10 protein-coding genes are annotated in these 13911 nt (G+C 34.3%); 5 read left to right on the top strand and 5 right to left on the bottom strand.

Annotated features, from left to right (window positions below; translation table 11 throughout):
• The first annotated feature begins 16 nt into the window (after positions 1-16).
• Positions 17-2653 carry a TonB-dependent receptor gene (locus C8D70_RS10250; RefSeq protein ID WP_083688748.1) on the top strand — a complete coding sequence of 879 codons (2637 nt, stop codon included), beginning with the start codon at positions 17-19 and terminating at the stop codon, positions 2651-2653.
• 133 nt (positions 2654-2786) lie between these two features.
• Here C8D70_RS10250 and C8D70_RS10245 read toward each other — a convergent pair whose 3' ends face one another.
• The 5 genes from C8D70_RS10245 to pnuC form a co-directional block, all read right to left on the bottom strand.
• A complete protein-coding gene (locus C8D70_RS10245; protein WP_076594282.1) occupies positions 2787-5396 on the bottom strand; it encodes a TonB-dependent receptor in 2610 nt (869 codons plus the stop codon).
• 134 nt (positions 5397-5530) lie between these two features.
• Complete coding sequence (gene mltG / locus C8D70_RS10240; RefSeq protein WP_110367246.1) at positions 5531-6556, bottom strand: endolytic transglycosylase MltG; 1026 nt, start codon at positions 6554-6556, stop codon at positions 5531-5533.
• Positions 6557-6589: 33 nt separating this feature from the next.
• Positions 6590-7357 (bottom strand): diaminopimelate epimerase, encoded by a 768-nt coding sequence (gene dapF, locus C8D70_RS10235; RefSeq protein WP_076594284.1) that lies wholly within the window; start codon positions 7355-7357, stop codon positions 6590-6592.
• A gap of 88 nt (positions 7358-7445) precedes the next feature.
• A complete protein-coding gene (locus C8D70_RS10230) occupies positions 7446-8102 on the bottom strand; it encodes a hypothetical protein (protein ID WP_076594285.1) in 657 nt (218 codons plus the stop codon).
• 4 nt (positions 8103-8106) lie between these two features.
• On the bottom strand, positions 8107-8778 hold the full coding sequence (gene pnuC / locus C8D70_RS10225; protein ID WP_110367245.1) for a nicotinamide riboside transporter PnuC: 672 nt from the start codon (positions 8776-8778) through the stop codon (positions 8107-8109).
• A gap of 164 nt (positions 8779-8942) precedes the next feature.
• On the opposite strand from pnuC, the gene C8D70_RS10220 reads away from it, so the two are divergent.
• From C8D70_RS10220 to hemN, 4 genes are all read left to right on the top strand, one after another.
• Positions 8943-10460 (top strand): amino acid permease, encoded by a 1518-nt coding sequence (locus tag C8D70_RS10220; RefSeq protein ID WP_110367244.1) that lies wholly within the window; start codon positions 8943-8945, stop codon positions 10458-10460.
• 45 nt (positions 10461-10505) lie between these two features.
• Entirely contained in the window at positions 10506-11519 is a 1014-nt protein-coding gene (locus C8D70_RS10215; protein WP_110367243.1) for a WD40/YVTN/BNR-like repeat-containing protein, read from the top strand.
• 132 nt (positions 11520-11651) lie between these two features.
• Positions 11652-12293 carry a hypothetical protein gene (locus tag C8D70_RS10210; protein WP_146212875.1) on the top strand — a complete coding sequence of 214 codons (642 nt, stop codon included), beginning with the start codon at positions 11652-11654 and terminating at the stop codon, positions 12291-12293.
• A gap of 238 nt (positions 12294-12531) precedes the next feature.
• Entirely contained in the window at positions 12532-13890 is a 1359-nt protein-coding gene (gene hemN, locus C8D70_RS10205) for an oxygen-independent coproporphyrinogen III oxidase (protein WP_110367241.1), read from the top strand.
• Positions 13891-13911 lie beyond the last annotated feature (21 nt).

Genomic DNA, 13911 nt, shown 5'->3' with positions numbered 1-13911 from the left:
TTTTTTTGAGAAAATAATGAATAAAGGAACACCGGGCATGTTCCTTGTTTTTTTATTGTTTTCTCAATGCTTTTTTTCTCAGACTATTTCTGGTATTGTTACTTCTGAGGCGGGGGATAAAATATCTTTTGTCAATATTCTCATTAAAGAAAATGCAGATGATGAAAGAATAAATCAATTCACTCAAACTAAAAACGGAGTATATAATCTTGTTCTCAATAAGAAGTATAAAAAGATTTATATAGTTGCAAATGCTGCTAATTTTGAAACATCAGTTCAGGAAGTAGAATTAGATAATAAAGAAAAAATTTCTCTTGATTTTGTTTTAAAGAACGAAAAAATAAAGACAATACAGGAAGTCATCATTAATCAAAAAAAAGAATCATTTGAGATAAAAGAAGATACTGTGGTATACGACGTTTCCAGATACAAGGATCCGTCTGACAAAAAGGTTCAGGATGTATTAAAAAAAATGCCTGGAATCACGGTAAATGAAAAAACCGGAGAAATAAAATATAAAGGGAAGTCAGTAGAAACTGTAAAGCTGGAAGGAGATGATTTGTTTGGAACTAATTATACTGTTGGAACAAAAAATATTAATGTTGACATTGTTGAGAAAGTTGAGGCAATAGAAAATTATTCTGAAAACCCTTTATTAAAGGGAATAGAATCTTCTGATAAAGTTGCCTTAAATTTAAAAATCAAAAAAGGAAAGATTGATTTTTCTGGAAATATAGATTGGGCAAGTGGATTTGATTCTGATGTAAAACAGGTGAGTTCTATCAACTCAACTTTATTACAGGTTGCAAAAGGGTATAAGTCTTTTTTAAATCTTTCTTATAATAATATCGGAGTTAATCAATCTCCCTACGATTATTTTTCCAATAACCTTTCTATAGATCAACAGAAAAACTCAGATTATTCTGCGGCAAAAATCATTAATGATAATTCATTTTCAAGTTTTCTAGAAGATACAAGAGCTAACCGCAATAATGCTTTTTTTAGCAGTTATAATTTGATATTTAGGGCATTTAAGAAGAATAGTACAAGGATAAACCTTTCATATTTGAAAGATAAACTCATGCAGGATATCTATAATGAGAGTCATATTATAGATGATAATTTAAATCTTTCAGATACCTATAATACAATAAAGAAACCTGAATTATTTAGGATAGAAATTGATAGTAAAACAAATACAACCAAAAAATCTCTTTTAGAATATAAATTATCAGCATCTAATGAGAGTAACCAACAATATAGCTCGGTTCTACAAAATGGTGACAGGAATTTTGAAACCAATTTATTAACCAAAAACACTTTTTTAAAACAAAACTTACAATTTACATATAAGCTAAATGATAAGTCTGCTTTTCAATTCAGTACTACTTATGCTTGGAATGATATTCCTCAAAATATGTTCTCATTTCCTTATTTAAATATTGATAATGATACATCATTTAATACCCAATTGAGTAATTTTAAAAAATCAGTATTGGATTTTCAGTTAACTTATTTGGCTAAATATAAAAATATCAAGTATTTCTTTTCCTTTGGGAATAACAATGAAACCAATACCTTTAATTCGGAAGTAATGGGTTTAAACAATTCGAAAAAAAATAATTATAGCAATTTATTGAATAATAAAAAAGCTTCCACATATCTTTCAGGGCAAGCTAATTTCAATATATCAAGATTATATATACAGCCTTCTTTTAATTTATACTATCAGAGACAAAGTTTAAACAATATAAACCTTGAAAATAAAACTGTTGTATTTGAACCTAAACTTTATTTGAAATATAAAATTAATGATGTAGCTTTCATAAATAGCATTGTAGATTATCGGCAGAAGCCTTTTTCAGAAGATAAGCTATTTATAAATCCTGTCTTTATTAGTAATAGAAATATAATAAGTAATGTACCTTCTTTAAGCTTTCAAAAGACTTTTAACGGCAGGGTAAGTTATGTTATCAATGATTTGTATAAGCAATTAAATTTTAACTTTGGATTGTATTATACAAGTGATAAAGGGAATTATTTTTCAGATATAACAATTTCACCTTATATCACTCACTATACCTATTTTTATTCTCCTAAAGTAAGATCTACTTATGGTGCTGACTTTATGTATGATAAATATTTTTCATTCCTGGATAGTGTATTAAAGCTAAGTTCAAATCTCACATTTTCAAATTATGAAAACATCCTAAATAATTCTGAAACCAGAAAAATAAACAATGTTACTCAGACATATGATTTTTCTTGGAAAACAGTTTTTGATTTTAAAATTAATTTTGAGAATAAATTTACTTACAATATAAACAGTACTCAGGTAGAAAATCAAGAAAAAAATACTTTGAGGTCATTTAATAATAGTTTTAGGATTATTGCCAGGCCGTTTAGTAAATTTTCAATCATCGCAAGTTTTGATTATTTCCGCCCCAATACCAAATCCCAAGCAAATTATTTCTTTATTGATAATACAATAAAATATATTGTAAATAGGAATTGGGAATTATCCTTTTTTATGAAAAATATACTGAATAAAAAAATGATAACCGAAGTAGATATTAATGATTACTCTGTAAATACAACCAATGTAAATATTATCCCAAGATATTTTTTGATGAATATAACGTATAATTTTTGATACATCTGAGTCGTCATATCTATTTTGACATTCATGTGGATTATAATAACAATTATTCAATAAAAAAAACCTTTATCAAATTTGATAAAGGTTTTTTTTATTGAATAGGCTTATTTCCTGATTTTTTGCTGTCTTACATAGGGCCGCCTTGCTGGTCATCACCTGTTGCGTTGGAATTGATGTCCTTTTTCTTTTTAGGTTGTTCAATTTTTTCTCCCTGCTTAAATCTGTAAGTTAACGAAATAGCAAACTGTCTTGGCTGCCACTGCATATAGTTTCTTCGTGTATAATCCTCATTGAAACTAAATACTTCTCTGCTTCTTGTATTGAATATATCCTGAATATTGAAGGAAATTGTTCCGTCTCCTTTCCAGATAGTCTTGGATGCACCGAGATTCAGGGCATACATATCTTCTGTATTTTGGCTGGCTGTTTTCTGTGCCCCTCTATAGAATCCCTGTAATTGTACACTTAGCGTTTTGTCAAGCTTGAATGTTGTATTAAGACGGGCTCTGGTAGAAAAACCGTCTCCTGTGAAATTCATGCTGCGGGTTTGCTGCAGCTTATTTTTATCAATAGCATCATAATAAGCAATTCCTGTAGTTTTATATCCGAACATGTCCAGACTTCCCATGATTTTCAACCATGCAAATGGATCATAAGTAAAGTTCAGGTCCAAACCATAACGGTCATCATTTCCTAAGTTGATTGGCTTTGTATAAAATACACCAAGGCTTTCATCAGGTCTGTAGACCAACATTTTGGTATCATCCGTTGCGTGTCTGTAGTATAGGGTAGGATTAACCGTGAATTTTTTTCTGGTAATATTATATCCTACTTCAAATGAATCTACATATGAGGGATTCAGGTCTATGTTTCCTTCAAAAATATTCTGGCTGTTGCTGTAATTCGGGAAGGGAACCATAAAGAAGGACCTTGGTCTGTCTATTCTGCGGGAATAATTAAGCAAAATCTGATTATTTTTAGATACATCATAGCTTAAGAATACACTCGGAAATAGATTATTATAATTTTTGGTCTTATCTAACGGCTTATCATTAGGATTTTGATTGATATAATTAATGCTGACATTGGACAGCTCATCTCTTAAACCGAGCTGATAAGCAAATTTTTCTCCTATTTTACTCTTAAATTGTAGATAAAAAGCATTGAAGACTTCTTTATAATCTGTATTGTTATTATAACTTGGAATAAAAGGATTGTTGGAAGTACTGCTTACAAAATTATTGTAAGTATTATCATTAACATCCAATCTATATCCTGCTTCAAGCTTGGATTTTTCTCCTATTGGCAGCTCATAATCAGCTTTACCGATTATTGTTTTAGTTAACGAATATCTTCTTGTAATATCCTGCACATCAGGACGAAGGTCGTAAGTTTCAAGAATATCCGCATTATTGTTACTTCTGTTCCTTTGCAGACTTAATGATACGGATAAATTTTGTCCGTTATCATCAAATTTATGATCTAATCCCAAATCTCCCTGGAAAGCAAGGTTATTGAAGATACTTTTAGAATCTCTTCTTCCATAGGGATTTAATAAACTCCATTTTCCTGCTGTAGTGCCCGGATCCGGTGAATCTCTGAAAAACCTGTAAAAACTGTCGTAGGTATCAAGAAGTTCATTTCCGTCTCCTTCAAATGTTCTCACCAATCCTGTGAAATTAATGGAAGTCTTATCAGATAAATCATATACAAAACCCGCACTCACATTATAATTTTTATTATACGTTTTATTCTCGGAGTTTTGCAATTGATGAACAAGAACATCATTAGGCTGCTGGAAAGCAATCACATCGGGAAATGTGAGATTGTGATAGGTTGTTTCCGAATTATTCTTCGTTTTGTTTTCTGTGTAACCACCACCGCCATTCAGGAACCATGTCCAGTTGTTTTTTCTCCAGCTCAGGTTCGTATTGAGAGAAGTTCTTGGAAAATATCCCAATGATCCAACCACACTACCATTAAATCCTACCTTTTTATTTTTTTTTAGGATGATATTCAGAATACCGGATGTACCACTTGCTTCAAATTTAGAAGAAGGGTTGGTAATAACTTCAATTCTTTCAATCTGATCCGCCGGAATACTCTGCAGTGCATTCGCTCCGTCATCTATCCCAAGAAGGGCAGAAGGCTTTCCATTGATAAGAAACTTTACATTGGTACTTCCTCTCATAGAAACTGTTCCGTCTGTATCCACGGAAACTGAAGGAACATTAGTTAAAACATCCTGAAGATTTCCTCCTTTGCTCACAATATCCTGCGAAGGATCATATGTTTTCTTATCAAGCTCTACTTTATAAGGTTTCGCTGCAGAAGCAGTAATTACAACACCCTGAATTTCTTTTGTTTTGCCATCAGCAGTAGACGAAGGCTCTGCTTCAATAGATAAAGCTCCGATATTACCTGCTTTTGCAATATTTTTGCTGACTACACTTTTTTTGTAATCAATAGCTTCTACTGTAATTTCATAATCTCCGGGCATAAGCTGAAGGGTATATTGCCCTTTTTCATCTGTCAGTACAGCATCACTTAAAGTCTTGTTGGCCTTATTGCTGAAAGTTACGGAAGCATAAGGAACCGGTTGATTTTTTTTGTTGACAATGATCCCTGAAACTCCAGCTTTCTCCTGTGCAAAAGCCAGTGCTGCCGCTGAAAGTACTAAGGTAAGTCCTAAAGTTTTTCTGGTGAAAATATTGACAATTTCTGTCTTATTCTTCATAGGTTATTTTTTTGTATAAGATCGTGAAAGAATAACCCTTAATATTTTGAGTGTCCATACTAGGCTGATCATCAAAATATTATGGTCGTTTATTGTTTTTCTAACTGTATAAATTTTTTAGGTGCTTTCTAAGCCTATTTTATATTTTTTGAGTTGAGCCAATCCTGATAGGCCTTTGCATTCACCGCATGTTCTTCAGCACTTGCAGTAAACTTATGGTATCCGAATCTTGCCGGATCAGCACACATAAATATAAAATTGTTGTTTTCAGCATTTAAAACAGCATCTATTGAATTCTTATCCACTACACAGATGGGCCCCGGAGGAATACCTGCATTGGCATAAGTATTATAAGGTGATGGTGTAGACAAATGCTTATAAAATACCCTTTTTATAGGTTCTTTAAAATTTGTCTGCTTATTGATCGCATAAATAACCGTAGGATCAGACTGAAGCTTCATTCCTTTTCTGTAACGGTTTAAATATAATCCTGCAATCGTTTTCATTTCATCTTTTTTTCCTCCGGATTCTTTATAAACAATAGAAGCCAGTGCATAAATCTGATCTCTTGTAAGACCAGACTGCTGTTCTTTACTTTTTCTTTCACTCGTCCAGAAATCATTATACTGATTTTCAAACTTTGAGAAAAACTCTCTCGGGCTTACTGTCCAGAAAAAATTATAGGTATCAATGAAAAAGTATTTTTTTAAATCTTCAACATTTTTATAGCCTTTCTCCTGTGCAACAGCATCCAGATCATTGACAAAATGCAAAGAATCAATTTCCGTTTTTTTAGTCACCTTACCAATCATCTGGTACATATCTCCAAAATCACCGATTCGGTAAGAGTTGGCTGTCTGGTTACCAGCTTTGATCATATTGACAAGGTTTTTGTTGCCTGTTCCGATCTGGATATGGTAACGCCCTGCTTTAAAATTCGTATCAAGACCTTTTTCCTTGGCGACAGCTTCAAAAGACTCTCTGTCTTTAATATAAGGAGCAATAGAATCTAGGATTTGTTTAAAGCCCGCTCTGTGAGGAATCAGAACGTAACCATCCTTTTCTACGTTATTTCCTAAATATTTATTATAAAATCTCAAACCAAAAAATCCTGCCACTACAAAAGCCAGCAGAATGACAATGAGAATTGCTTTTTTCATTCTTATTAAATGTTGATTAAAAGTTTTTTGTTTTTAAAGAAGATCTGTTTTACCTCTAAAAACTTGCTTTGCAGGACCTTCTAACCAGATATTCTGGAATGCATCCCCGCTTTTTTCAGCATATACTTTAAGGTTTCCGCCTAAAGTTTTAACTTTTACAGAGGTTAGATTATGTTTTTGCAGAAAAGTTAAAGCGGAAGCTGTAACTCCTGTCCCGCAGCTGTAAGTTTCGTCCTCAACGCCTCGTTCATAGGTTCTTACAAAAATTTCATTATCTGAAATTTTTTCTACAAAGTTCACATTGATTCCTTTTTCTTTATATTTTTCAGAATTTCTGATGCCATATCCTTCGTCATAGACGTGATACTCTTTCAGGTTGTCTACATATTTTACATAGTGTGGAGATCCGGTGTTCAGAACAAAATCATTTCCGTCATGGGAAACAGTATCTACATTGATCATTTTTAATTTAATGATTCCGTTATGGATTTCAGCTTCATGTTCACCGTCGGTAGCAATGAACTTACATTTGTCTTCAAAAATGTCAAGGAAAAAAGCAAAAGCAACAAGACATCTTCCTCCGTTTCCACACATCGTACTTTCCCCGCCATCAGAATTGTAGTATACCATCTTGAAATCATATTCAGGATCGTTTTCCAATAGAATAAGACCGTCAGCACCTATTCCGAAGCGTCTGTCACATAGCTTTTCAATACTATCTTTATCTTTAGTAAATTGGAGATCACGGTTGTCTACCATTACAAAATCATTTCCTGTTCCCTGATATTTATAAAATTCCATATTTTTTTGTTAATGAAGAAGCAAAATTACTATATTTAAAATGAAAAACGAACAGTGTTAACTGTTCGTTTCCTTATTTATAATCGTTTTATCTAAAGCCGCCTCCGCCGCTCTGCTGTCTGCTTGAACTCGTGCTTTGGCTGCCCGAGCTATTTCTGAATCCCCCGCCGGAAGATTCTGACCTGCTGCTTTCAGAATTTCTGAAACCGCTGTTATTCTGGTTATTCTGATTACTGCTGTTTTGATTTCTGAATCCACTGTTACCGTTGGAATTTCTGAAACCGCTGTTGTTTTGATTTCCCTGATTATTCTGATAACCATTGTTCTGGTTTCTGAATCCGCTGTTGCTGTTGGAGTTTCTGTTATTGTTGAATCCTCCGTTATTATTGTATGAACCGTTGCTGTTCGTTGTACGCGTATTCTGGAATCCGTTCTGAGGTCTTGAAGATGAAGTAGACCTTCTTTCTACGTATACCTTTCTTCTGGAGTTATTGTAGCTATCATAGTAATAAGGAATACCATTATCATAGTAATAATTAACATTGCTTCTGTAATAATAGCCGTCATTACCCCAATATCCACCGCTTCCGTAATATCCTGAAGGCGCATAGTAATATCCGTTGTTATAATACGGATCTCCATACCCATAGCTTCCGTTGCTTCCGTATCCGTCAGTATAAGCTAAACAAGAGGTTAAACTGGTAATAGCAAAAATACTGAATGCTATTTTAAATAAATTTTTCATGACTTTATTGTACTTTTTTTTCTTTAAAACTTTTTTTCCAACTGACGTATCCCAAGATCGCCATTATAGTAAATACCAAATATTGAACCGAAGTGATTCCAAGCCCCTTAAAAATCATCATAGGGATACAAATAAGATCCCCGATAATCCAGAAAATCCAGCTTTCAATGCGTTGTTTAGCCATCAACCACATTCCTGCCAAAAATATGGAGGTAGTGAAAACATCCATCCAGTTTGCCCAGTCCAGATGATATAATCCCAAACTGACTCCTTCCATCGAAAATTGATTATCGATATAAGGTTTGTAATAATAAATTAGGGTAACAAGTGCCAGACTCAGCACAAAAAGAATACTTGCATGTATCCATTCTTTTCGGGTAGCCCATGTAACTTCTACATGAATATGATCTTCAGAATTTCTTGCCCATAGAACCCATCCATAAATACTCATGACAGTATAATAGACGTTAATCATACAGTCTCCCAGCAGCCCGGCATTGAAAAGAAGATATACATAGATCAGCGTTGAAATAATGCCGGTAGGGTACACCCATATGTTTTTCTTTATGGAAAAAAATACGCTCAGTATTCCGAAAATTGCACCTGATGCTTCCAACATAATTTGTAAAGAATCATAGCTTTCATAAGGCTTTACAAAAAGATCATATAAATTCATGCAATCAAAAATAAGCAAAAATATGGACTTTTTAAAATGGATTATATAATGTGTTGTTCAGGTTTTCAAACCTTTAATGTAAAATAAATGAGGAAAGTTTAACGATTAACGTGAGAGTTTCTAAATTTTTTATATTTTCGTAAATCCTTAATAAATAAAAAAACATGTCGAAAATTTGGGTAAAAAAGCCACTAAGTGCCTATGAGGCAGATATGAAGAAAAGTGAGCTGAAAAAAGTCCTTGGAAAATGGAGTTTAACAGCAATTGGAGTGGGTGCTATCATTGGTGGTGGAATCTTTGTTCTTACCGGAACAGGAGCCTATTATCATGCAGGACCAGCTCTTGCTATTTCCTTTATCATAGCAGGGATTGCCTGCGTTTTTGCTGCATTATGCTATGCAGAGTTTGCATCCATTATTCCTGTAGAGGGTTCAGCTTATGCCTATGCATACGGAACGGTAGGAGAAATTTTTGCATGGGCAATGGGATGGTGTCTCATCCTCGAGTATGCCATGGCGAGTATGGCCGTTTCCGTAAGTTGGTCCGGATACTTTAACAAATTTTTAAAGATTTTTAATATTCATTTACCTGCCTATCTTACATCAGATCCGGCAAGTTATACCGGAGATGGTTTTTCTATGAACCTTCCTGCATTTATTCTTGTTCTTTTAATTACTGCATTATTGGTAAAGGGAACTAAAGAAGCTGCAGGAGCGAATAACCTGATCGTTTTAATGAAAACTTCAGCTGTTATCTTTGTAATTATTGCAGGAATATATATTATTTTCTCTAATACCGATCTTTACAACGCTGTAGACGGTGTTAAAAACTGGAAACCTTTTATTCCGGATCAGATTCAGATTAAAAATTCTGAAGGAGATATGGTTTCTGCCTACGGTATTAAAGGAATTATTTCCGGAGCAGCAGCGATTTTCTTTGCTTATATTGGTTTTGATGCTGTTTCTACGCAGGCTGGGGAAGCGATTAATCCTAAGAAAGATGTACCTTTCGCAATTATTGCTTCATTATTGGTTTGTACAGCTTTATATATTTGTGTATCTCTTGTATTAACAGGGATGATGCATTATACAGACTTTAACCCGGAAGGGAAATATCCTGATGCTATTAAAGCTCCTGTAGCATATGCTTTTGAAATTGCCGGAAAACACTGGGCCAGTAATATCGTAACAATTGCTGCTACTGTAGGGTTAATTTCCGTAGTAATGGTAATGATGATGGGACAATCCAGAATCTTTATCGGGATGGCAAAAGACGGATTGATTCCTAAATTCTTCGGTGATCTTCATCCAAAAACAAAAACACCCTATAAAGGAATTATTTTGTTAGGAATTGTAGTAGCTTTGATCGCAGCATTTACCCCTATTTCAACATTGGCAGATATGACAAGTTTCGGAACCCTGTTTGCATTTACACTGGTTTGTATTGCAGTTTGGGTGATGAGAAAGAAAGAGCCTAATTTGATCAGACCTTTCAAAGTTCCGGCTTATAAAATAGTTGTGGCATTGGGAGTATTTATCAATATTTATTTGATCTTTAACTTAAGTGCTCATGCTTTGGAGCTTTCGGCTGTGTGGTTATTCCTGGGTGGTTTAGTATATTTCCTTTATGGGAAATCAAACAGTAAACTGAACAATCCTGAAAAATATCAGAACCAGGATTAATAATATAAACCGCTTCGGCGGTTTTTTTTGTCACAATATTATAATATGAAAAAGATTTTTTCCATTTTATTTCTGTCCACCGGACTTACAGCGTTTTCCCAGCAGGTAGAAAGCCTTGAAACGATTCTTAATGATAAGATCAGCATCAGAGCCATTGAAGTATATGACAACAAAGTGTGGTATAGTGGTACGGATTCCAAATTCGGGTTTGTAGATCTTAAAGACTATAAAAATCAGAGGCAGATAAAACTCTCAGAAAATAAGCTTCAGTTCAGAACATTAGCACAGAACAAAACGTCTTTTTATGCTATTAATATTGAAAGTCCGGCTCATTTTTTTAAAATTGATAAAAAAGATCTGAAGTCACAGATTGTTTTTAAAGATACAGCAAAAACAGCTTTTTATGATGCTTTACATTTCGTTAATGATAAGTTAGCCTATACTTTTAGTGATGCAGATAAAGATCAGATGTTGAAGCTGGCTGTGTACAAAGAAGGGAAATGGAGTATGTTTAAGAATAATGTAAAATTAAATGAGGGCGAAGCTGCTTTTGCTGCAAGTAATACCAATATTTCATCCTCTAAAAAATATTTATGGATTGCAACAGGAGGAAAAGCTTCAAGAATATTAAGAATGAATCTGAAGGATGAAAATATCGAAGTTTTCAATACTCCAATTATACAGGGAGAATCTTCACAGGGGATATATTCTATTGACTTTTACAATGATCATTTTGGAATTGCTGCAGGAGGAGATTATACAAAACAGGATGCTAATATCAACAATGTTGCTACCACTAATGATGGGGGGAGAACCTGGCAGATTCAGGCGTCAGGACAAAATGCGGGATACACCACCTGTGTGAAAATTAAGCCGGGATCAAAAGGAAAAGAGATTATTGCGGTGGGAGACAAGCATATCAGTTACTCTTCAGATTTTGGGAAGACATGGAAAAAGATTTCCGATGAGAAAGGCTTCTTTGTGTGTCAATGGTTAGATGGTAACAATGTTGTAATTGCAGGAAATAACAGAATTGCCGTCATAAAATTGAAATTTTAATTTTCCTCTCTTGAAATTTCAGATAAAACAGGCTGTTGGGATATCTTACAGAAATAAATGTTATTTTTGTATATTGAAATTTACCGGAGAAGTTTCGGTAACACCGAGAACAAAAAAAGATTAATTAATATGATGATGAAGGTAAAAAATAAACAATGGGCTATATGCCTTGGAATGTCAGCAGTAATGTTAGCTGCCTGTAAAAAAGATGAAAAAAAGCTGCCGGAAAACACAGCTCCTGTAATTTCTTCTTCTGAAGGAAAAGTTGTGGATTCTGCGAAGACGGGGACTATAGAATCCGGATATAATCCCGACACCACAGACAATGCCACTGCTGAAAAACTGAAGCTTTATCTCCAGGATTATTTGAAAAACGATCTGCCGTCCCTTGAAACTTCCGACCGCCAGTTTTCTTTTTATACTGTAGACCTCAATAATGATAAAAAAAATGAATATTTCATTTCACTTTCAGGAAGAGCATTTTGTGGAAGTGGAGGCTGTACATTTTTATTACTAAGCAGTGATATGAAGCTGATCAACAGGTTTACGGTAATGAGACCGCCGGTTTTCAGAAGTGCAGCAATTACTTCAGGATGGAATGATCTTATTTTAAAGAGTGGAAACGGAAAGTTCATACATTTGAAATGGGATGCGAAAGCTGGTAAATATCCTTCCAATCCATCAATGGTTAAAGAAACAGATATGGCACCGTCCGGTCATGACTTCATTATGTGGGATGATAATTTTTCAAAAGCGAAAATATTTACATTTTAATGGGCAATGCACCATAAAAGCATATGATTGACATATTCCTCTCATAAACAATTTTTAAATAGTTAATATAGAATTTATCATTATATTGAAGAAAATCAGTATTCATCGTATTTAGATTCATTATAAAATAGAACCTAATATAATTCATAGGCTAAAATTCATAACTAATGGTTAATTTTGTAAGGTGAAATTTTAATTATGTTAAATTTCATATCCTTATAAAATTTTAATTTTCAAAATGAACTCTTTAATAGATAAGTATAATATTCCCGGGCCGCGTTACACGTCTTATCCTACCGTTCCATATTGGGATGAATCAACATTTTCACCGGAAAAATGGAAGGAAACTGTAATCAGGTCTTTTCATGAGAGCAATGCAGAGGAGGGGATTTCTATTTATATCCATTTGCCTTTCTGTGAGGCGTTGTGTACGTTCTGTGCGTGCCATAAGCGTATTACTAAACAGCATAGTGTTGAAATTCCTTATCTGGAAAGTGTTTTAAAGGAATGGAAACTTTATCTTGATCTTTTCAACGAAAGACCTAAGCTGAAAGAATTACACCTTGGTGGAGGTACGCCTACTTTCTTCTCTCCTGAGAATTTAAGAACATTGCTGGAAGGTATTTTTTCAACAGTAGAGATTGCGGAACATCCGGAATTTTCTTTTGAAGGGCATCCAAATAATACCACGAAGGAACATCTTCAGACGCTATATGATCTTGGTTTCAGAAGAGTGAGCTTTGGAGTTCAGGATTATGATCCTAAAGTTCAGAAAGCGATCAACAGAATCCAGCCTTTTGAAAACGTAAAAAACGTTACAGAATGGGCGAAGGAAATAGGATACAGGGGAATCAGCCATGATCTTGTTTTCGGATTGCCGCACCAGAATTGGGATGCAATGGAACATACCATCCGGAAAACAATGGAGCTGAAACCGGACAGACTTGCATTTTATTCTTATGCACACGTTCCATGGGTAAAAGGTGTCGGGCAGAGAGGTTTTGATGAAAATGACCTTCCAAGTGGAGAAGAAAAGCGCCGTTTGTATGAAGATGGTAAAAGACTGCTTCAGGATTTAGGATATATTGAGGTTGGGATGGATCACTTCTCTCTAGAGCATGATGATCTGTACCAGTCTTTGATTCATAAAAAACTTCACAGAAACTTCATGGGCTATACTTCAAGCAAAACCCAGTTGATGGTTGGTCTTGGAATGTCTGCTATTTCAGATTCCTGGTATGCGTTTGCCCAAAATGTGAAAACGGTTGAAGAATACCAGAAGATGGTTGAAGGAGGTGAAATTCCTGTTGTAAAAGGGCACGTACTGAGTGAAGAAGATCTTACGGTAAGAAGACATATTCTGAATCTGATGTGTCAGCTTGAAACCACTTTTGATATTAACAATTCTTTCCCTGAACTTGAAAATGCACTGGAAATGCTGCAAGAAATGGAAAATGACGGTTTGGTTGAGATCAACGGAACTGAAGTTAAAATTACTGAAGCCGGAAGAGCATTCACCAGGAATGTAGCGATGGTTTTTGACCTGAGAATGATGAGAAATAAACCGGAAACGAGAATTTTCTCTATGACAATATAATCAAAAGCGGTTCAGATCTGA

The organism is Chryseobacterium sp. CBTAP 102 (genome assembly GCF_003201365.1).
GTDB classification, from domain to species: Bacteria; Bacteroidota; Bacteroidia; order Flavobacteriales; family Weeksellaceae; genus Chryseobacterium; species Chryseobacterium candidae.
Note: the sequence above shows the minus strand (reverse complement) of the source record. Positions and strands in the feature narration are given on the sequence as shown.